The sequence below is a fragment of the Martinezella dioscoreae genome (genome assembly GCF_009176305.1).
In the GTDB taxonomy this organism is placed as follows: Bacteria; Pseudomonadota; Alphaproteobacteria; order Rhizobiales; family Rhizobiaceae; genus Rhizobium; species Rhizobium dioscoreae.
Map to the genome: position 1 here is coordinate 338,119 of NZ_BLAJ01000004.1, position 20,198 is coordinate 358,316.

At 59.3% G+C, this 20,198-nt stretch carries 19 protein-coding genes and 1 pseudogene; 12 read left to right on the top strand and 8 right to left on the bottom strand.

The window, feature by feature from the left end; genetic code table 11:
- Positions 1 to 107: 107 nt before the first annotated feature.
- Positions 108 to 1,157 carry a porin gene (locus GDN47_RS18780; RefSeq protein WP_113388755.1) on the bottom strand — a complete coding sequence of 350 codons (1,050 nt, stop codon included), beginning with the start codon at positions 1,155 to 1,157 and terminating at the stop codon, positions 108 to 110.
- 654 nt (positions 1,158 to 1,811) lie between these two features.
- The gene (locus GDN47_RS18785; protein WP_113353572.1) at positions 1,812 to 3,284 is read right to left on the bottom strand and encodes a nucleobase:cation symporter-2 family protein; all 1,473 of its coding nucleotides are present in this window, start codon (positions 3,282 to 3,284) and stop codon (positions 1,812 to 1,814) included.
- 342 nt (positions 3,285 to 3,626) lie between these two features.
- On the opposite strand from GDN47_RS18785, the gene GDN47_RS18790 reads away from it, so the two are divergent.
- The 3 genes from GDN47_RS18790 to GDN47_RS18800 all read left to right on the top strand — a co-directional run bounded on the left by GDN47_RS18790 (position 3,627) and on the right by GDN47_RS18800 (position 6,545).
- Entirely contained in the window at positions 3,627 to 3,959 is a 333-nt protein-coding gene (locus GDN47_RS18790; RefSeq protein ID WP_229002209.1) for a hypothetical protein, read from the top strand.
- A gap of 288 nt (positions 3,960 to 4,247) precedes the next feature.
- Complete coding sequence (locus GDN47_RS18795) at positions 4,248 to 5,876, top strand: thiamine pyrophosphate-binding protein (RefSeq protein ID WP_152093982.1); 1,629 nt, start codon at positions 4,248 to 4,250, stop codon at positions 5,874 to 5,876.
- Between the two features lie 228 nt (positions 5,877 to 6,104).
- Positions 6,105 to 6,545: a Fur family transcriptional regulator gene (locus tag GDN47_RS18800; RefSeq protein ID WP_113331169.1), complete on the top strand. Its 441-nt coding sequence runs from the start codon at positions 6,105 to 6,107 to the stop codon at positions 6,543 to 6,545.
- An 11-nt stretch (positions 6,546 to 6,556) separates the two neighbouring features.
- Here the strand turns inward: GDN47_RS18800 and GDN47_RS32370 are convergent.
- Positions 6,557 to 6,785: pseudogene (locus GDN47_RS32370) on the bottom strand (metal ABC transporter solute-binding protein, Zn/Mn family); the annotation flags it as partial.
- Positions 6,786 to 6,997: 212 nt separating this feature from the next.
- On the opposite strand from GDN47_RS32370, the gene GDN47_RS18810 reads away from it, so the two are divergent.
- Both GDN47_RS18810 and GDN47_RS18820 read left to right on the top strand, forming a co-directional pair.
- The gene (locus GDN47_RS18810) at positions 6,998 to 8,302 is read left to right on the top strand and encodes an Nramp family divalent metal transporter (protein ID WP_113353287.1); all 1,305 of its coding nucleotides are present in this window, start codon (positions 6,998 to 7,000) and stop codon (positions 8,300 to 8,302) included.
- Positions 8,303 to 8,604: 302 nt separating this feature from the next.
- Positions 8,605 to 9,246 carry a Pr6Pr family membrane protein gene (locus GDN47_RS18820; RefSeq protein WP_233788503.1) on the top strand — a complete coding sequence of 214 codons (642 nt, stop codon included), beginning with the start codon at positions 8,605 to 8,607 and terminating at the stop codon, positions 9,244 to 9,246.
- 77 nt (positions 9,247 to 9,323) lie between these two features.
- On the opposite strand, the gene GDN47_RS18825 is transcribed toward GDN47_RS18820, so the two are convergent.
- A complete protein-coding gene (locus GDN47_RS18825) occupies positions 9,324 to 10,547 on the bottom strand; it encodes an MFS transporter (RefSeq protein ID WP_152093983.1) in 1,224 nt (407 codons plus the stop codon).
- Positions 10,548 to 10,682: 135 nt separating this feature from the next.
- Here GDN47_RS18825 and GDN47_RS18830 point away from each other — a divergent pair, with 135 nt between their 5' ends.
- Complete coding sequence (locus tag GDN47_RS18830) at positions 10,683 to 11,276, top strand: TetR/AcrR family transcriptional regulator (protein WP_162748838.1); 594 nt, start codon at positions 10,683 to 10,685, stop codon at positions 11,274 to 11,276.
- Positions 11,277 to 11,291: 15 nt separating this feature from the next.
- Here the strand turns inward: GDN47_RS18830 and GDN47_RS18835 are convergent, their stop codons facing one another.
- Complete coding sequence (locus tag GDN47_RS18835) at positions 11,292 to 11,942, bottom strand: glutathione S-transferase family protein (RefSeq protein WP_113353285.1); 651 nt, start codon at positions 11,940 to 11,942, stop codon at positions 11,292 to 11,294.
- Positions 11,943 to 12,084: 142 nt separating this feature from the next.
- Complete coding sequence (locus GDN47_RS18840; RefSeq protein WP_113353568.1) at positions 12,085 to 13,008, bottom strand: LysR family transcriptional regulator; 924 nt, start codon at positions 13,006 to 13,008, stop codon at positions 12,085 to 12,087.
- A gap of 130 nt (positions 13,009 to 13,138) precedes the next feature.
- Here GDN47_RS18840 and GDN47_RS18845 point away from each other — a divergent pair, with 130 nt between their 5' ends.
- A complete protein-coding gene (locus GDN47_RS18845; RefSeq protein ID WP_113353284.1) occupies positions 13,139 to 13,849 on the top strand; it encodes an SDR family NAD(P)-dependent oxidoreductase in 711 nt (236 codons plus the stop codon).
- A gap of 177 nt (positions 13,850 to 14,026) precedes the next feature.
- A complete protein-coding gene (locus tag GDN47_RS18850) occupies positions 14,027 to 14,293 on the top strand; it encodes a WGR domain-containing protein (protein ID WP_113353567.1) in 267 nt (88 codons plus the stop codon).
- Positions 14,294 to 14,351: 58 nt separating this feature from the next.
- Here GDN47_RS18850 and GDN47_RS18855 read toward each other — a convergent pair whose 3' ends face one another.
- Positions 14,352 to 14,555 (bottom strand): cold-shock protein, encoded by a 204-nt coding sequence (locus GDN47_RS18855; RefSeq protein WP_047631453.1) that lies wholly within the window; start codon positions 14,553 to 14,555, stop codon positions 14,352 to 14,354.
- A 338-nt stretch (positions 14,556 to 14,893) separates the two neighbouring features.
- Here GDN47_RS18855 and GDN47_RS18860 point away from each other — a divergent pair, with 338 nt between their 5' ends.
- Both GDN47_RS18860 and GDN47_RS18865 read left to right on the top strand, forming a co-directional pair.
- On the top strand, positions 14,894 to 16,552 hold the full coding sequence (locus GDN47_RS18860; RefSeq protein ID WP_145634375.1) for an acetolactate synthase large subunit: 1,659 nt from the start codon (positions 14,894 to 14,896) through the stop codon (positions 16,550 to 16,552).
- Positions 16,542 to 17,933, top strand: a complete 1,392-nt coding sequence (locus tag GDN47_RS18865; protein WP_113353282.1) for an aldehyde dehydrogenase family protein — start codon at positions 16,542 to 16,544, stop codon at positions 17,931 to 17,933. The genes GDN47_RS18860 and GDN47_RS18865 overlap by 11 nt, the downstream gene beginning before the upstream one ends.
- 141 nt (positions 17,934 to 18,074) lie before the next feature.
- Here GDN47_RS18865 and GDN47_RS18870 read toward each other — a convergent pair whose 3' ends face one another.
- On the bottom strand, positions 18,075 to 18,647 hold the full coding sequence (locus GDN47_RS18870) for a TetR/AcrR family transcriptional regulator (RefSeq protein ID WP_113353566.1): 573 nt from the start codon (positions 18,645 to 18,647) through the stop codon (positions 18,075 to 18,077).
- A gap of 141 nt (positions 18,648 to 18,788) precedes the next feature.
- On the opposite strand from GDN47_RS18870, the gene GDN47_RS18875 reads away from it, so the two are divergent.
- Positions 18,789 to 19,151, top strand: coding sequence for a DoxX family protein (locus GDN47_RS18875; protein WP_113353281.1), 363 nt, complete (start codon positions 18,789 to 18,791; stop codon positions 19,149 to 19,151).
- Between the two features lie 187 nt (positions 19,152 to 19,338).
- Positions 19,339 to 19,917 carry a flavodoxin family protein gene (locus tag GDN47_RS18880; protein ID WP_162748836.1) on the top strand — a complete coding sequence of 193 codons (579 nt, stop codon included), beginning with the start codon at positions 19,339 to 19,341 and terminating at the stop codon, positions 19,915 to 19,917.
- Positions 19,918 to 20,198 lie beyond the last annotated feature (281 nt).

Consider the following 20,198-nt stretch of genomic DNA (forward strand, 5'->3'; position numbering starts at 1 on the left):
TGCGGCCTGGAATGACCGCCCGAATACAGCTGCAGTAAAATAGAAGAAGACCTGGAGGGAAACCAGGTCTTCTTCCGTCTCTGATCGGAGGTCTAGTTCAGATCAGATTAGAACGTACGCTCGAAGCGGAGAATGCCAGCCCACTGGTCCTGATTGATGGAGTCCCAGTTGGTGTAGGTGACTTCCGGCTCGATGAGCAGGTTCTTGACAGGCTTCCACTTGACGTTCGTCGTTGCCGAGAAGGTCTTGTTGTCGGTGTAGGCGAGCTGGAGGTTCCACTTCAGCTTCTCGTTGACCGGTACGCCAACGCCGCCCCAGACAGCCCAGTCACCCCAGCTCTGGCCGATCGAATCGCCAGGCGCATACTTGTTCAACTTGTCGCCATCGGTGTTCCAGGCGCCCATCAAGAAGGCCGAGAATACGCCGAAGTCAGCGTCTACGCGAGCCTTGATGGCGCCTTCTTCGACGATCGAGTCGTAACCACCAACGAGCTTGAAGCTCCATGCGCCGGCCTTGTAGCCAGCACCGGCGACCACGTCAGGAGCGTAATGGTTGTGGCTGTCTTCGCCGTTTGCACCCGTGGCACCCGAGCCTGAGTTGCTGTCTTCGAGCGAGATCACAGCCGTGAAGCCGTTGCCGGCGTCGTAGTTGTAGGTGATCTGGTTGAGTTCGTACGGGCCGTCGGCGATCACGTCGTCGTTGATGACGTCGCCGGCATAACCGGTGAAGACGTTGAACTGCGAGTCTTCCTTACCAACGGTGAAGCCACCGAGGCTGATGCTGGCGTGTAGCAGGTTGGTAGCCGTAGCGCCGCCGTCGTTCCAGTCCCAACGCAGCTCGGTGTTGGTTTTCAGCGGGCCGTATTCGGTGTCGGTTGCCGTCTGCAGTTGCAGCTCGGCACGAGTGTGCCAGAGAGTGCCAAAGTGAGTGTCTGGGTTGTAGGCGTCGTACCACTTGCCTTCGGTACGAACCTTACCGCCGATCTTGAGGCAGGTTTCGGTGCCCGGGATGAAGAAGTAACCTGCGCCGTATGCGTCGCAAATGCGGACGTATTCCAGCGGCTCCGGCTCGGCTGCGACGATCGCGTCAGCCGCGTGAGCACCGGATACTGCTGCCAGGGCAGCAGCGGAGCCGAGAAGAAGGCTCTTGATATTCATTTTTTCTCCAATCGATTTGCCGGATCGGAACGCAGCCGGACGTCTTCCGCCACGTTCATCAATTCGGTGTTCCCTCTTACCGAAAGCCCGAAAGACTTTCGTGCTGGCACGCTAGCGGGGCTTTTGATGCATCGGAATAGAATAATTCGGAGCCGTGAAGTAATTATCGTCGTAAATTCGTCAAAGATGCAAAAATACACCATAAAATCACGCGACCTTAGTATGTATATGAAGTATATTAGAAATCTATACGTAGTAAACATACCAAATGTATGTTATTAATCGAAAATATCGCAAAAATAATAAGTAAAGAATACAAACTATACAATAAAACACCGAGGGGGCATGTAGCGCGAATCCTGACTCAATCTTATTCAAGTCAGTTAGATGAATTGCGGAGGGATCGGAGGTCGTGGTTTACGACCTGCCAATCTACGGGTGGAGAGGGGAAGTGCTGCTCGGCAGCGCGCCTTGAGCCGAACTTAGCGCAGGCCACTCGCGGACTCGGGCAATACTTCAGTAGCAGGTGTCCCCCGGTCAAATGGCTGGATTACGAGATCGGCGCAATTGTGGGGCCGCGGGTCCACGGGGTTTGGCAGGCGGACTCAGCCGTGCGGAATGATTCGCAGCCGCCGAAGCAGGTCCCGCTGTGTTTTAATGGGCTTCCGCGGGGACCAATGGAACTTCCGCGCCATTGGCGTCGTAAAGCTTGCCGTTCAGGAAATAATCGCCGTCATGCAGGCCGGCAATGTCCTGATAGCGGATCAGGCGTTCCGTTCCCGCGACGAAGACCGATTGCTGATCCGAGTTTCCGGTCGTCAGGTGATTGAACAGGAGGTTCAGCGCGATCGCCATCAATGCCGCCGAGCTGATCCCGGAGTGGAAGATGGTGATGACCCATGCGGGAAAGTGTTCGTAGAAGCCCGGTGAGGCGATCGGGATCATGCCGAAGCCGATCGAGGTCGCCACGATGATGAGGTTCATGTTGTTCTCATAGTCGACCTTGGCGAGCGTGCGGATACCGCTTGCCGCGACCGTCCCGAACAGGACGAGGCCTGCCCCTCCGAGGACGGAACTCGGAACGGCGGCGACGATGCGGCCGACGATCGGCAGCAAGCCGAGAGCGACGAGAAAGAGGCCGCCGGTCGCCACCACAAATCGGCTCTTGATGCCGGTCACGGCCACGAGGCCGACATTCTGGGCAAAGGCGCTCTGGGTGAAGGAGCCGACGACCGGCGCGAGGATGCTGGAAAGCATATCGGCACGCAGGCCGTTGCCGAGCCGGCGCGCATCGACCTTGGTGCCGACGATCTCGCCGACGGCGAGGATATCCGCCGAGGTTTCGACCAGCGTCACCATGATGACGATGCACATCGAGATGATCGCCGCGGTATCGAACACGGGATAGCCGAAATGGAAGATCTGCGGCAGCGCTACGAAGGGGCCGCTCGTCACCCGCGAGAAGTCCGCTATGCCGGCCGCATAGGCGATCCCGGTACCGATCATGATGGCGAGCAGGATCGATAGTCTTGATATGGCGGCACTACCCAACTTGCTGAGCAGCAGCACGATCACGAGCGTTACCGCCGCAAGCAGGATATTGGCCTGGCTGCCGAAATCCGGCGTGCTCCTGTTGCCGCCCATCGCCCAGCCCGCCGCGACCGGCATCAGCGTCAACCCGATAGTGGTGATGACGATGCCGGTGACGATCGGCGGAAAGAAGCGGGTGATGCGTGAAAAGACGGGCGTGATGAGGAGCCCGATGAAGGACGCCGCAATGACTGCGCCGAGAACGGCCTGGATGCCCCCATGTCCGGTAATGGCAATCATCGTAGCGACGCCGGAAAAGGATACGCCCTGCACCAGGGGGAGACGGCTGCCGAAGAACGGTATTCCGATCGTCTGCAGGATGGTCGCGAGACCGCCGGCAAACAGCGATGCGGTTACGAGCAGGCCGACGTCGGGAGGTGTCAGGCCCGATGCCTGGCCGATGATCAACGGAACGGCAACGATGCCACCATACATGGTCAGGACATGTTGAAGGCCATAGGCCAGATTGGCACCAAGGCTGAGCTTTTCATCTTCGGGGACCGGGCGTGCGGTATTTTCCTCTGCTGCTATTGCCAAGGTAATCTCCTCCATACCTTTGCGTTTCTCGTTTCCTCCAAACGAGCGTTGCACGTTACGGTGTGCGCCGTCCGATGACTTTATAGAAAAATGCGAAACACCTTACCAGAAGGCCATGCCCGCGCTGGTCTGGTTGGCGGACCGCGATCTTTCGCTGGTGGAATTGGGAGGGGGAACGCTCCATGCGGCCGACACGGAGCAGCGACTTTATATCCCCTCGCGTCGACACAAGTGACGATGCGGCCATTGAGGCCGGTTCAGTCTCGCGAAAGAATACATGGGCAGAAACATATAGTCCATTTTCGGGCTCGAGTATCATTCAGAAGATTTGGGTGGGGTATAATGAGTGAGTATCAAAACAAGGCGGTCAGGTTGTTGGCTTCGAGCGTCGGCCACGAGTCGCTGCTGGATTTGAACGATCGCCGGGATGCGTTTTTATATCGAGCTCTGGAGCTCTATTTCGCTGCCGGCGGCGCCTTGGATGCAATCCAGCCGATTATCGAGAAAGTCTATTCGCAGAACAAGCCACGCGTGGATATAGCTGTTGGCGATGTGCTTTATAAATTGGCCGGCGTCGGTCATGCAGCCGATATCGATATCATACAGGCAGGTTATAATAAGCTTGATGACACCAAGCAGAAACTTGCGGGCGAGAACCTCCATCTTTCCCGATAGGAGAGTTGGCCTGCCTCGTCAGCGGCCGCAGAATTGGGACAAAATCATTTGGTCCCCTTAATACCTCGCGTCCTGGAACCGCCTCCATCTTCCGGGGGGATGGCGGATTTTGATGGCACGATGAACCCTGGATGAGTTCGTGCACGTATCGTGCATTCTTTTTCAATTTGTGAAACTACCTTGCGCAGCGATAGGGTTTCTATCTGGAACTTGCGCGCCTTTTGCACGCTCTTGCTGATATTCTGAGCATCAGTGATTTGAGGCGCTGCGGGAGGGAAAATACTCAAGATGGCCGAGAATGCGATCTATGTGTACCAGTCGATTGCACGTGCGGTTTGCGATCACGATGCCGGCACGATGTTCGGCCTCATGGGGGATGCCAACCTCTTCATGATCGACCACTATGTACGCGGATGCGGCGGCCGCTTCGTGCCGGCGGCCCATGAGGGAAGCTCGGTCCTTATGGCGCTCGCCTATGCCCATGTCTCCGGAAAGGTCGGTGTGGCGAGCGTGACCCACGGTCCGGCATTGACCAACTGCGTCACCGCGCTCACCGAAGGTGCCCGCGGTTCCATCCCCATGGTGCTCCTGGCGGGTGACACGCCGGTCGTCAACCCGCACCATCTGCAGAGCATCGACCAGCGCGAGGTGGTCAAGGCCACCGGCGCCGGCTTCGAGCAGATGCGCTCGCCAGAAACGGCAACGTGGGACGTTGCCCGCGCTTTCTATCGTGCGAGAGTCGAGCGGCGCCCGATCGTCTTGAACATGCCGGCCGATTTCATGTGGTGCGAGCAGGCCCACATGCGGGCCGTGTTCGAAGTCTTCGATGCCCCCGGATATGTGCCTGAAGGAGATGGGTTGGACAGGGCCATTGGCATAATTGCCTCTGCAAAGCGTCCGCTCATCCTCGCGGGCGGCGGGGCTTGCGCTGCGCGCGATCAGCTTATCCGCCTGGCGGACCGGCTGGAGGCTCCGCTTGCGACGACCTTGAAAGCAAAGGGGCTCTTCGGTGGCCATCCCTATAATATGGACATTTTCGGCACGCTCAGCACCCCTGCCGCCTATGACCTGATCGCCAGGACGGATTGCCTGATCTGCTTCGGAGCGGGACTGCATGATTTCACCACTGACAGGGGCAAGCTCCTGAAGGGTAAGCGCGTCGTCCAGATTGACATGGATGCGCGCGCGATCGGCAAGAACATTCATCCGGATGCGGCCTTGGTGGCCGATTCAGGCCTGACGGCAGACAATTTCGTCCATTGGCTGGATGCGGCTGAAATTCCGCCGAGCGGCTTGACGCAAGAACTGGATGTTCCATCGCTGACCACCCATCCACGCGATCAGCGCGGCAAGACGAGCGCGGGATATGTGAACTACATCTGGGCGCTCGAAGAGCTGGAAAAGGCCCTGCCGAAGAACCGAGTGCTTGTGACTGACGGCGGGCGTTTCATGACCGAGGTCTGGTGCCGGATTTCCGTCAGCGACCCGCGGAGTTTTGTCGTGACGGCAAATTTCGGCTCGATCGGCCTGGGATTGCAGGAAGCGATTGGCGCAAGCGTCGCCGCGCCGGATCGCCCGGTGGTGCTTTTCACCGGCGATGGCGGTTTCATGATGAGCGGCGTCAACGAGTTCAATACCGCCGTGCGCCTCGGGCAGGACCTGATCGTCATCGTCTGCAATGATTCCGCCTATGGGGCCGAACATATCCAATTTCGTGATCGCAGCATGGATCCGGGGCTAACCCAGTTCAACTGGCCTTCCTTTGCCGAGGTCGCGACCGCGCTCGGCGGACACGGGGTTGCGGTCAGCTCGGCTCATGAGCTTGAAGGGGCTCTGGACGCCATCAGGAATCGTAGCCGCCCGGTGCTGATCGAGCTGCGCCTCGATCCCAACGATGTGCCACGGATGCGCATCTGACGATCTTTTTCGCTGTCGCGAGAGGCAAATCACCTTCTAGGGGCAAGGTGGGGATATCAACTGATAATTTGGTGTGGGCTGCCGTCTGTGCGTCGGGGCGCTTACCGAGGCGTCTCCGCCGGATCGTTGCGATGCGGTGTCGATGACTGTAAAGCAGAAGAGGTTGCGCTGGGGCTTGGCGTGGAATCACGATAATTGCGATGCGCCGATGTATTTGGGTTCTGATCCATGAATGAAAAGAAAGATATTGCCCGGCTCTGCAAGGAGAAGGGACTGCGCTTGACGGCACCGAGGCAGGCAATAGCCAAGGTTCTGTCCGAGGCGTCGGATCATCCGGACGCACTGGAAATTCATCGCCGCGTCACGGCGATCGATCCCGGCATCGCGATCGCCACCGTTTACCGCACGCTGAGCATCCTTGAGGAAAACGGCATTCTCGAGCGTCATTCCTTCGGAAACGGTCCGGCGCGTTTCGAAAGTGCAGATCAGGAGCATCACGACCATCTGATCAATATGGAGACCGGCACGATCACCGAATTCCGGTCCGATGAAATCGAGCGCCTTCAGGAAGAGATTGCGCGCAAGCATGGTTTCGAGATCGTCGGGCACAAGCTCGAGATCTATGTCAGACCCTTGAAAAGAGCGCGCGGCCGCAAGAACATCGGGTAATCCGGCGGCCACAGGTCGTTCGAGAAAATGAGCTTTGCCCCTGGTGCCCGCTGAATATCTCCCGGCGTCGGCTTGTATTCGTGATCTGCGCGCCCGGCTTGGCGATGGATTCAACGGTCGCGTCATCACTTGCAACGTTCCTTGCCATGTCGGCGATGATCGTGAAGGCCGTAACCGCTTTGAATTTTCTTCAGCAGTGCTTGGGACCGCCGCCAGGGCGGCGGCAAATGCGCCCGCCATTTCCGCCAAGACAGACCATTCCACGCTGTCGAGCATACTACCTCCAGATTGATATTGAGACCTAATTACATCTAGCAGGCGGTCCCGTTCTTTTTGCAATTGATACTGATTTGCAAAAATGGTTGACGCTCGCTCGATTTCCCATATCTTGCAATTAAGAATGATTTGCAATTACAAAATCTATGCCGACTCCCCAAGGCTGGAGAAATGCGATGACTGAAATAGTGAGGCAACCGACATTGTCGGAACGGACGGATGAGCAGATCCGAGAGGTGCTGGCTGGACGGCGGCGAGGTGTCCGCGCGATGCTGCTCTTTGCCGGCCCCGCCATGATCGCCTCCATCGCCTACATGGATCCCGGCAACTTCGCGACGAATATCCAGGCAGGCTCCAGCTATGGTTATTCGCTGCTATGGGTGGTGCTGATGGCGAATCTGATCGCCATGCTGTTCCAGGCGCTGTCGGCCAAGCTCGGCATCGTCACCGGCCGCAATCTCGCCGAGATATGCCACGATCGGTTTTCGACGCCGGTTCGCATCGCGATGTGGATTGTCAGCGAGGTTGCCGCCATGGCGACCGATCTTGCCGAGTTCCTCGGGGGCGCCATCGGGCTGTCGCTGCTCTTCCAGATGCCGCTTTTGGCCGGGATGGCGGTGACCGCCATCGTCACCTATGGCGTCCTGTTGTTCGAGGGCCGCGGCTTCCGGCCGATGGAACTCATCATCGGCGCTTTGGTGGCCGTCATCGGCCTTTGCTACGTCATCGAAATGTTCATCGCGCCGGTGGCCTGGGGGCAGGTCGGCTTGGGGCTCGTGACCCCATCCATGCCTGACATGACTGCGTTGACCATCTCTGTCGGCATTATCGGCGCAACGGTCATGCCGCATGCCGTCTATCTGCATTCCGGCCTCACGCAGCATCGCGCGCCGGCCCGCAATGATTTCGAGCGGCGCAAGCTGGTCCGTTTTTCGAATTGGGAGTGCATCATCGCACTGGCGGTGGCCGGTGCCGTCAATATCGCCATGGTGGTCATGGCGTCGGCCGCCTTCCATGCCGGCCATCCCGAGGTCGCCGAGATCGAGACCGCCTATCACATGCTGACGCCGCTTCTGGGCGGCGCGGCGGCCGCCGTCTTCCTGGTGTCGCTTATGGCTTCAGGCATTTCGTCGTCGGCTGTCGGCACCATGGCCGGTCAGATGATCATGCAGGGCTTCGTCGGCTTCCATATTCCGATCTGGGTGCGCCGTCTCGTGACGATGCTGCCGGCCTTCGCGGTCGTTCTCTTCGGCGTCAATACGACCGATGCCTTGCTCTATAGCCAGGTCGTCTTGTCCTTCGCGCTGCCGGTTCCGATGATCGCGCTTGTCATGTTCACGCGTAATCGCGCCATCATGGGGGATTTCGCAAACGGCCGGATGACCGATATCGCCGCGATCGTCGGAACGATCGTGATCCTGTGCCTGAACGTGATCCTGCTTCTGCAGACTTTCGGCATTCCGATCCCTGGGCTCGCCTGAGACCGCCGCGCCTGCTCCCCAGAGAAAGCCGGCCCGAGAAATATCGCGTGGTCGGAGGGAAGGGCGGCAGGCCGATGGTTGGCCGTTCGACGCCTGCTTTTGATTTGCCGCAATCGCGTATTCTTCTGCGAGGCGGTAGATGTCTTCAATACAGTCGATTTTGCCGCGGAGTTCGGTGGAGTTGCTGGGGATTTCGAGGCTGGTCTGTCATCAATGAGATATAGGGTTTCGATGAAGTCGAACGATACGATGCTGAATTCTTCCTGGCCCCATTCCGGCGTCAATTCAGCGGGGAGGACTTCATGGCGGGCTTGATCCGCGTCTATCGCTATCTGCTTGCCATGCTCGCTTTATCGGGTATCGCGGTCTCATATATCGCCATCACACCGGGCGTGCATGTTTCACGGCTGACGATGACGGTGAATTTCTTCAGCTATTTCACCATGCAATCCAATCTTCTGCTCGCTGTGATACTAGTTTGCGCGCAAACTGCGCCGCTCTCGTCGATCGGCAAATGGGCGAACAAGCCGTCGGTACGAAGCGCCCTTCTTCTTTACGTGGGGATCGCCGGCATCGTTTACGCTTTGATGCTAAGGGACGTTTGGCACCCTCGCGGGTGGCAATTGTTCGGAGACCAGATACTCCATTATTGCGTTCCGCTGCTGTACGCCGCGGATTGGATTTTTCTGAGTGAGCGCGGCAGGCTTTCCTGGCGCGATGTGCTCTGGTGGTTGGCTTTTCCCGCGGCATACTCCGCTTATACGCTTGCGCATGGATATGTCTCCCACTTCTATCCATACCCGTTCCTGGATGTCCGCGATATCGGCCTTGAAGCGGTCCTTCTGAACATGGGGTTCCTGGCATCGGCCCTGCTGGTTTTGGGGGGAGTGCTGACTTTTCTCGACTGGGTCAGTGCCAGGCAACGGACCTTTCGGCGCGCATAGGAAATGTTGTCACGAAGGCAAATTCGTCACTGACCAATATGCCCCCGCGCGGCTCTTGTTGGAACTTGGCGGCCCGCTCATTCCGCCAGTTGCGTGACGGCGGCTGAGCCGGACGCACGCGTGCCGGAAAGGCTTGCTTGTCCGAGCGCTACCACCGCGACGGTTGTGATGCTCGCCGCGACCGAAACCCAGAAGCCGTTTGCGGGCCCGAAGCTGTCCACCACCCAGCCGGAGACGAAGGCACCGAGTGCCATGCCGATACCGATGCCGGTCATCACCCAGGTCACGCCTTCGGTCAGCATGGCTTCGGGCACGCGTCGTTCGATCAATCCGAAGGCGGTGATGAAGGTGGGGGAAATGGCAACGCCGCTGAGGAAGACGGCAAAGGCAAGCAGAGCGACCGAGGTGCTGGCAGCCAGAAGCGGCAGGGAGGTAAGGGCGAGAACGCTGACGGCCACCAGCAACTGGCGCTGCAATGGCATCTTGAGGTTCAGCGCTCCGATGATGAGACCGACGATGAAGGAGCCGAGCGCATAGACGCCGATGACGATGCTGGCGGCACCCGGCTCTCCCAGTTGCTTGGTGATGGCAACGGCACTCACTTCCGCCGTGGCGAAGGTGGCGCCGACGAAGATCAGGGCGAGCGTGATGATCTGGACCGGCCGCAGCCGGATCGCCGAGCGTTGCGAGCCTGCGGAGCCAGCCGCGCGCACCTTCGGCTCCGTCGATCGCTGCGCCAGGAAGGCCGCCGATCCAAGCGCGAGGAAGATGGTGCTGACGACCATGCCGGCTTCCGGGAACAGCGAGACCGCTAGCCCGACGGAAATAGATGCACCCATGATGTAGACGAGCTCGTCGGCGGCGGATTCGAAGGCGAAGGCTGTATTCAATTCGGGCCGGTCCCGGAAGATTTCCGTCCAGCGGGCGCGTACCATTGCCCGTATGCTCGGCATGATTGCCGCGAAGAAGGCCGAGGTAAACAGTGTCCAGGCCGGCCAGACCTGGTTTGCGGCGATAATGAGAATGATGAAGGCGATGACCGAGAGTATGGTGGCGGGCGTAACGACCGCACGCTGACCGAGCCGGTCGACGAGGCGCGATATCTGCGGCGAGACAAACGCATTGGTCAGGGCGAAGGTCGCCGAAACGGCGCCGGCCAGCCAATATTCACCGCGCGTCTGAGACAGCATGGCGACGATGCCGATGGGAGCCATGGCAAGCGGAAGACGGGCAAAGAAGGCCGCGGCCGAAAAGCTCCTGGCGCCTGGTGCGCGGAAAATCGCTCTGTACGGATTGGACATCGGAACATTCCCTGTATTGAACGAAATGGCCGCAAACATACGCGGCGTATGTGAATGAAGTAATTGCATACGCGGCGTATGTCAACTAATATACGTGGCGTATGCAAATTAATGTGCGTGATCGACGGAGACGCAATGCGCAAACCTCGCAGTGAAATGATCGCGGAGACGCGAGCCAAGCTGTTGGCTGCCGGCCGTAAGGCATTCGGTAGCGTCGGCTATGCCGATGCATCGATGGACGACTTTACAGCGGACGCCGGACTGACGCGGGGCGCACTTTATCATCATTTCGGCGACAAGAAGGGGCTTCTGCAGGCCGTCGTCAGCGAGATCGATGCGGAAATGACCACAAGGCTCTGTCAGATCGCGTCGAAAGCGCCGTCGCGCTGGCAGGCATTCGTCGACGAGAATGTCGGTTATGTCGAGATGGCGCTGGAGCCGGAAATCCAGCGCATCATGTTTCGTGACGGGCCTGCCGTGCTCGGCGAGCCCTCCGGATGGCCGAGCGCCAACGGTTGTATCGCCACGATCAGGGAAAGCCTTCGTTGCCTTCGCGAGGAGGGCATCATCGTTGATATCGACGTGGAAGCCGGTGCTCGCCTCATCAATGCTGCAAGCAGCTGTGCCGCGCAGTGGATCGCCAATTCGGACGATCCCGAGACGACCTCGAAACGGGCGGTGGGCGCATTCCGGACTTTCCTTGAGGGCTTGCGGGTCGACAACGGTTGATCGGTCTTAGTTCGCTTAGTCGGCCGATGCGGCGGTGAAGACCGCCAGTTGAGCCTCGAAGGCCCGCTTGTATGCCGGCCGGGCCTCGCCGCAGGCGACATAGGCGGAGAGGTTCGGATATTCCTGCAACAGCCCCGAGTCCTTCAGCCTGAGCAGGACCGATATCATCAGAAGATCGCCGGCACTGAATGCATCCTCGAGCCAGTCGGCGCTGCCGAGGCGATCGGAAAGTTCGTTCAGCCGCTGGTGGATGCGCTCATCGATCATGGACAGGCGCTGCTGGTACCAAATCTGATCGCGCTCCTGGATTCTTGCGATTGCGCGATCGATGATCGGCGGCTCCACCGTGGAGAGCGCAGCAAACATCCATGTGATCGCCCGTGCCCGCGCCTTGGCGTCGTCCGGCAGCAGCCCGGCATGACGCTCCGCGATATGGAACACGATCGACCCCGATTCGAACAAGACAAGGCCGTCCTCTTCATAGGTCGGGATCTGCCCGAAGGGATGAAGGGCGAGATGCGCAGGCTCCTTCATCGCCTTGAAGGAGAGGAGGCGCACCTCATAAGGCTGGCCGACTTCTTCGAGCGCCCAGCGAACGCGCATGTCGCGCGCCAGGCCTCTGCCGCGATCCGGCGATTTTTCAAAGGCGGTGATCGTTATCGTCATTGCTGCTCTCCGTGGCTTTGTCTGCCTTAAAGACGATCGGCTGAGCGAGAATCCGACACTCCATTCTCGAGATGGTTTTCAGAGCCGGGAACGATGCGTGCCAGTGCATCTCATTTCGCAGTTCGACTGCCTGCTGATCAGTTCATGGGTAAGCCGCGCGGCAGACGCGCGTGATGAGATTGCGCAGCCATTTATGAGCGGGGTCGGCGTCGACGCGCGGATGCCATATCGCGGCTACGAGTATTTCCGGCGTTTCAAACGGCAATTCAAAGCTTCGAATACCAAACTCGCCCACCGGCTCGTTCAGCTTGCTCTTGCCGAGGCAGGAGAGGGGGACAGCCGCGATGAAATCCGTCGAAGCTGCAATTCTCATCGCATCCGGAAAACCAGGCACCACGACGCGGATTTCCCGTTTCAGACCTTTCCTTTCCAAGGCCTCATCGACCGTTTCGGCAAATTCTCCCTTTCTGGACGTGGCGAGGTGACGGCAGGCCGCATAGCGCTTTGCCGTTACCGGCCCGCCCGTCAGCAGAGGATGACCTTCCCGCGCCACTCCAACCAGCCGATCGCGAAGCAGAAGCCGCGTGCGCAGCTCGGGCGCAGGCACGCCTAAGACGCCGATTTCCAGATCGATCAATCCTTCCCGCAACATGTGTGGCTCCTTGTCGCGCTTGAGCACGAAGCGGATGCGAACGCGGGGTGCGGCCTCCGTGATGGCCGCGACAAGGGGCGCAGACAAAAGCTCAAGAAAGGCTTCGCTCACGCGGATCGAAAATGTAGTCTCCAATGTGGTAACGTCGAGTTCGCCGGCCGCAGGCCGAAGAATGGCGCGCGCATCCAGTGTGACGGCATGAACGCGATCCCGAAGGGTCTCGGCAAAGCGTGTCGGCACGAGGGATCTGCCTGCCCTGACAAGCAACGGATCCCCCGTCACGGCACGCAGCCGCGACAGCGTGCGGCTCATGGCGGAAGGGCTCAAGCCAAGACGCTTTGCCGCTTCCGTCACACTCCCCTCGGCAAGCAGGACGTCAAGGGCGATGAGAAGATTGAGATCTATGTCTTCCATGGCATTTGGGTAGACCAGATCGATCGCCATGCCTAGCGTCCGACGCAACTATTCTTTGCATCCTGTGCGTCTGGAGAAATCCGGATCGGGCTTTCATATTGGGCTCACAGCAAACAAAGGAGGCGTGCCCATGCCGTCATCATCATTGTCCACCGGCAGCATCCTGATCATCGGTGCATCACGCGGTCTCGGCCATGCCATGGCCGAAGAATTCTTCAAGAAGGGCTGGTCCGTCGTCGGCACGGTGCGGGCATCGACGGCGAAGACGAAACTGCACGATCTGGCGGACCGTTCCGATGGCCGCGTCACCATCGAAACGCTCGACATCAACGAGCCGGAACAGCTCGCCTCGTTGCGCGCGCGCCTCGACGGCCGCGTCTTCGACATGCTGTTCGTCAATGCGGGAACGACGAATGTCCCGACCGAGACGATAGCGGAGGTGACGACGGAGGAGTTCGTGCGCGTCATGGTGACGAATGCGCTAAGCCCGATGCGGAGCGTGGAAGGATTGCAGGACCTCGTTTCGCCGACGGGGCTGATCGGCGTCATGTCCTCGGGCCAGGGGAGCGTCAGCAACAATACCACGGGCATGCGGGAGGTCTATCGCGGCAGCAAGGCGGCCTTGAACACGTTGATGCGCAGCTATGCCGCCCGGCACGCGGATGACGCGCGTGCATTGGTGCTCATGGCTCCCGGGTGGGTCAAGACCGATCTGGGCGGTCCCGACGGGCGGCTGACGATCGAGGAAAGCATTCCGAACCTGGTGAATGTACTTCTCGGCCAGCAAGGGAAGCGAGGCCTTGAATATCTGGATTATCTCGGCCGAACGGTTCCCTGGTGATCCGTCGTCAACGTAGCACATCAGCCTTGAGGTACCGCTGGATTGGAGCCGGCGCCCGGGATTGGGCTGACGATTGTTCGGCGGATCGCCGAATACATCACGGAAATGAATCGAAGCTGGCCGACCGATTCAAAACACTCGTTGGACCGCAGCCGCGCGATCGACGATTCTTCCGGCATGCTTACTCAGCCCTATCATCTCTATATCGAGCGCACCAATGCCGCGAAGAACATGGCACGCTACTATGTGCTGGAGATATCGACGACCCTGTTCGGCGATACGTGTCTTACGCGACGATGGGGCCGCATAGGCTTCAGCGGACAGACGATGGCGCATCATTTCGAGGATGAAAGGGATGCCGTCAGACTGTTCCTCGCACTGACGCGGCAGAAACGGGCAAAGGGCTACCGCCCATGCCCCGTGCGAAGCAGGGCGCTCACATGATTTCCATGGCGCCCGAGTGCACTACCCGAGATCTCGGGTAGTGACGTGTCCATAATGATTAGAGCGGTCTGACGTTTTCCGCCTTCGACTTGCCCGTCTTCCGGTCCTGACCCAGATCGTAAGAGACGGATTGCCCCTCCCTGAGCACATTGCCGTATTGCAGGGCGGAGACGTGAACGAAAACGTCAGGTCCCCCGCTTTCCGGCGTAATGAAGCCAAAGCCCTTGTCGGTGTTGAAAAACTTAACCGTGCCAGTTGGCATGAAATCCCCATGTCTTTGCAGTTGATCGCGGCGGCAACCTAGCGGGCAACTGCTGTCAGATCAAGCACATCTGCTAATGGCGCCCGTCAGGTCCTGTGATCAAACGTGTTTTTTCGCACCAGATCGTCTTTGAAGTCTTGTATCAGCGATAGCCATTCCTTCCGTGACTCGGCTTTGCCTGCTTTCGTCGAGCATTCGCGCAGCTCCGGTCATCCGCGGTAACTGGAATCTGATAGAACTCTGATGGACTAGCCAGCAAAAGGATCTATTCTTGCTGTCCGTCTTCCAGTTTGGGAAGCATCAATCAATCGATCTGCCAACAAGCACGAGCTCCATCCATGACCAAAGGCTCCGATCTCCTGGTGGCCGCACTCGAAAACGAGGGTGTCGACCGTATCTTCGGTATTCCAGGCGAAGAAAATCTCGATGTTGTCGAGTCGATCCGCAAATCGTCCATTCAGCTGGTGCTGACCCGGCATGAGCAGGCCGCCGCGTTCATGGCCGCGACCTATGGTCGCCTGACCGGCAAGCCGGGCGTCTGCCTGACGACGCTGGGGCCAGGCGCCTTGAACCTTTCGACGGGCGCGGCATACGCGTTGCTCGGCGCCATGCCAATGGTGATGATCACCGGCCAGAAAGGGATACTTTCGTCCCGGCAGGCCCGGTTCCAGGTGGTAGACGTGGTGGCGTCGATGAAGCCGCTCACCAAGCTTGCCCGGCAGATCGTTTCGCCGCAGATGATCCCGACGATGGTCAGGGAGGCATTCCGGATCGCACAGGAGGAGCGGCCGGGACCGGTCCATCTCGAGCTTCCGGAGGACATCGCCGCCGAGGAATGCGCGCCGGTCGCTCTCGTCGCTCCGCATCAACTGGAGCTGCCGATCGCAAGCGACGCGGCCCTCGATCGCGCGGCCACCCTCATCACCGCGGCAAAACGCCCGCTGCTCATGCTCGGGGCGGCCGCTTCGCGTCCCCGGTCGACCTCTGATATCGCGCAGTTCGTCATCCGCACCGGCATCCCGTTCTTCACGACCCAGATGGGCAAGGGAACGGTCCCGGGCGGAACCGAGCTCTACATGGGCACGGCCGCACTGTCGGAGCGGGACTATGTCCACGAGGCGATCGAGCAGGCCGATCTCATTATCACCATCGGCCATGACACGATCGAGAAGCCGCCCTTCATCATGGGCAAGGGTGGTCCGAATGTCGTCCATGTCGGATATCAGCCGGCGACCGTCGAGCAGGTCTACTTTCCTCAGTCGGAGGTCATAGGCGACATTGGCCCATCGTTGAAGGCGCTGGCGGATCGCCTTGCGGGTAAACTGCCGAACGCGCAGGCCCTTCTTCATCTTAGGGAACGTATCCTCGAGCGCATCGCGGATCGGGCGACGGAAGATCGGTTCACGCCGCAGCGGCTGGTCCATGACATCCGGGAAGTCATGCCGCATGACGGCATCCTCGCGCTCGACAACGGCATGTACAAGATCTGGTTCGCCCGGAACTACCGGACGCGCATGGCGAACACGCTGCTGCTCGACAACGCCCTCGCAACAATGGGGGCCGGGCTCCCTTCGGCCATGGTCGCCTCGATGCTCTATCCCGAGCGGCGTGTCATGGCAGTCTGCGGGGATGGCGGCTTCATGATGAACTCGCAGGAGATCGAGACGGCCGTCCGGCTGAAACTGAACCTTGTCATTCTCGTCATCGAGGATGATGCCTATGGCATGATCCGCTGGAAGCAGGCGGTGGACGAGTTTCCGGACTTCGGAATGACGTTCGGCAACCCGGATTTCGTTAGATATGCCGAGTCCTATGGCGCCAAGGGGACGAGGGTCGACGACATCGGCCAGTTCAAGCAGGCGCTTGAAGATGCTTTTTCCGGCGGTGGTGTTCATCTCGTCAACGTCCCGGTCGATTATTCGGAAAACGAACGTGTGCTGGTGAAGGAATTGCGCGAACGGCTTCCCGCCATTCTGGAGGATCAAGATGACGCCTAAGCTGAAGGTCTATCAGGCATTCGATCGCGCGCTCATTGCCGAAATACCGGCCGATGATGCCGCTGTTCTCGAGCATAAGCTCGATGTCGCCGCGAAAGCCTATGCCGATCGCAGTGCCTGGCTGCCCGCACATCGCAGGATGGCTATCCTCAGAAGGGTGTCCGAGCTTCTCTCGGAGAACCGTGAACACTTTGCCATCATGATCGCCCGCGAAGGTGGCAAGCCGCTGACGGATGCGATCGTCGAGGTCACCCGTGGGATCGATGGTCTCGTCAACGCGGCGGACGAGCTGCGCAATTTTGGCGGCAAGGAAATCCCGATGGGCCTGACTGCTGCCAGCACCAACCGATGGGCCTTCACCACCAAGGAGCCGATCGGCGTCGTGGCGGCGATATCGGCGTTCAACCATCCCCTCAATCTCATCATCCACCAGATTGCGCCGGCTGTGGCCGTTGGCTGCCCCGTCATCGTCAAGCCGGCGGCAACCACACCGATTTCCTGCATCGAGATCGTCAAGCTGTTCTGGGAGGCGGGACTGGACGAGCGCTGGTGCCAGACCTTCATCACCGAGGACAATGCGCTTGCCGAGAGCCTTGTTGTGGATCAGCGTGTCGCCTTCCTAAGCTTCATCGGTTCGGCGAAGGTCGGCTGGCATCTGAAAAGCAAGCTGCCGCCAGGCACGAGATGTGCGCTGGAACATGGTGGAGCAGCCCCCGTCATCGTCGATCGCAGCGCCAGCATCGACGCGATCGTCGGGACGATCGTCAAAGGCGGATATTATCACGCGGGGCAGGTCTGCGTGTCGGTGCAGCGCCTCTTCGTGCACGATGACATCCTAGCCAACTTCACCGACGCCCTTGCCGCCAAGGTCGCAAGTCTGCGTGTCGGCGATCCCACGTTGAAGGAGACGGAGGTCGGCCCCCTGATCCTGCCGCGCGAGACGGAACGTGTCGCAAGTTGGATCAAGGAAGCGACCGATGCGGGAACAAGGCAATTCGGGGGAGGGCGGCTGTCCGAGACGACGCTTCTGCCCTCCATCCTGCTCGATCCACCGGCGGACGCCAAGGTGTCGCGGCTCGAGGTGTTCGGACCGCTGACCTGTGTCTATGGCTATAGCGACATCGACGAGGCGATCCGTACAGCCAACTCGCTGCCCTACGCATTCCAGGCGAGCGTCTTTTCCACCGATATAGCCGTCGCGCTCAAGGCGGCAAGGCATCTCGACGCATCCGCGGTGCTCGTCAACGACCACACGGCGTTTCGAACCGACTGGATGCCTTTTGCCGGGCGCAGGCAGTCGGGATATGGTGTCGGGGGTATTCCCTGGACGATGGAGGAGATGGCCGACGACAAGATGGTGGTGTTCAACGGCGTCAGCTAGGTGAGCCTCGGCAAGCCTGATCCTCGGACCTCCCCCCTCACGCGATCTTTGCGGCCGGACAATTATTTCAGTCGGAAACGGAATTCGCCTGCCTTCAGCGTTGTCATTGAAGCCCTGCGACAATCCTAAAGGCAGAATCTCTCATATCCGACCCGATATCATCTGCGTGATGAGGGTGATGCGGTGAGACCGAAAAGCGGGTCTTATTCTGCCGTGGCGCTCGAGTTCCGCCAATCCGTGGAGCGCCGCCCAGAAAGTCTCGGTAGCGGTATCCCCATCCTTGAAGAATGGCGTGATCACGGTCGCCATGGCTCCAAAACCCTCACGGAGCTGTGCTGGCGTGTCGGATTTGGCGAAGCGGAGACCGGTCGGAAGGATAAACATCGCCTCGTACATTGCAGGCCGGGCGAAGGCGAAATCGAGATAGGCGGTCGCGACACTTTCCACCAATTCTCCGGGCGTGGACGATGGCCGGATCGCGGCACGCAGTATTGCCGCCAACTCACTAAAGCCCTCAAGCGCGACCGCGCCGACGATTTCGTCGCGATTTTGGAAATGCGAATAGAGAACGGGCTGGCTGTATTCTATCTCGTCGGCAAGACGCCGGATCGTGACCGAAGCCCAGCCGTCGCGTTCCGCGATCGTCCTTGCGGCAGCAACGATCCTGCGGCGTCGTTCGTCCTTTTCCCGGATCTTGCGTTCGCTGATGCCCACGTTGGCTCCCGTCTTCATTCGCGATTTCTCTGCCGGCGAAGCTATCAAAAAGAATGTCGATTGACAAACTAGCGTTGCTAGAATATGTGATGGCGCTATAAAAGTTTTCGCCGGTACGGATCGGCAGAGAAGAGAATATCGATGAATCTTCCAGTTCAAATTTTCACAGGCGCAACCGTGCTCGATACCGTTCTGGTCTGGCTCTCCGCAGGGGCGTTTCTCACTGGCGCCATCGTCAACATGAGTGGCCACCAAAAAATCCGCGCGGGCTTTGTACAGCTCGGATTTCCATTCTGGTGGTGCTGGGTTACGGCCGCGCTTGAGCTCTTGACGGCGGTGTTGTTGGTAACAGCCGGTATCCGATACATCGGAGTGGCATTGGGCGCTTGCATCATGCTCGCTGCAATTGCGGCCATCGTCCGCATCCGGAACTATAGAGAACTCCCACCGCCTGTGGTGTTCCTGTTGTTGCTGGTACTGGCCGGCGTCAGCGGTCATGTTTGAGCATCTCGCAGCAGATGAGTTCATCATGCCGAGAACCTCCGCGTAGCTGGCTGGATAAAACCATCTGTCGCTAGACGCTGGACGTCACCCGAACTCCCGCCATCAACTCTTCCGAAGGAAAGTGCCGTACGGAGCGAAATCGCCTTCGGACGGTGTAAAGCAACGGCCCCAAGGAGGCCAGACCATCATGTCACATCGCAAAGCCAATACAGTCGTCGTCTATCACTCCGGTTACGGTCACACCCAACGGATGGCTCAGGCCGTCGCGGAAGGGGCAGGAGGCGTGCTTTACGCCATTGACGCTGATGGCAATCTTTCAGATGAGGGATGGGCCGCGTTGGATGCCGCGGACGCCATCATTTTCGGGTCGCCAACTTACATGGGCGGCCCGAGCTGGCAGTTTAAGAAGTTTGCCGATACGTCCTCGAAGGCCTGGTTTGCCAACAAATGGCGGGACAAGGTATTCGGGGGCTTCACCAACAGCGCCAGTTTGAACGGCGACAAGCTCAACACCCTCGAATACTTCGTGCTTCTGGCGGGACAGCACGGCGGTCTTTGGGTCAGCCTGGGGATGAAGCCGGCAAATGTGAAGGCGTCGAAACGAGACGATGCGAACAGGATGGGATCATATATCGCGCCCATGGCGCAATCCGATGCCGACGCAGCCCCAAGTGAAATGTCGAGCGGCGATCTCGAAACCGCCCGCATCTACGGAGAGCGGGTGGCACGAGTTGCGCAGCGGTTAACAGCGGCTCAGGCAGCCTGATGCGAGCGCCAACTCTCGAGACTTGAACAGCTCTGGAGCGGATACTCTGATGGGCGCCGCCGGGCCCAGGAAGAGAAGGGAATGAAACTGAATGAGGTCCGCGATTTGCTGCGCAACGTCGAGGAGCAGATCGCGGCCGCAATCGGTGTACTGGATCGCACTCTCGCTCATGCGCCGACGGACGGAGGGCATCGTGGTTACTTCGCCGTCGGCAAGGTCATCGCTCCAGACGAATTGCTTGAGGAATGGTCGCATTCCATTCACGCAAGTCGGGCATCTGC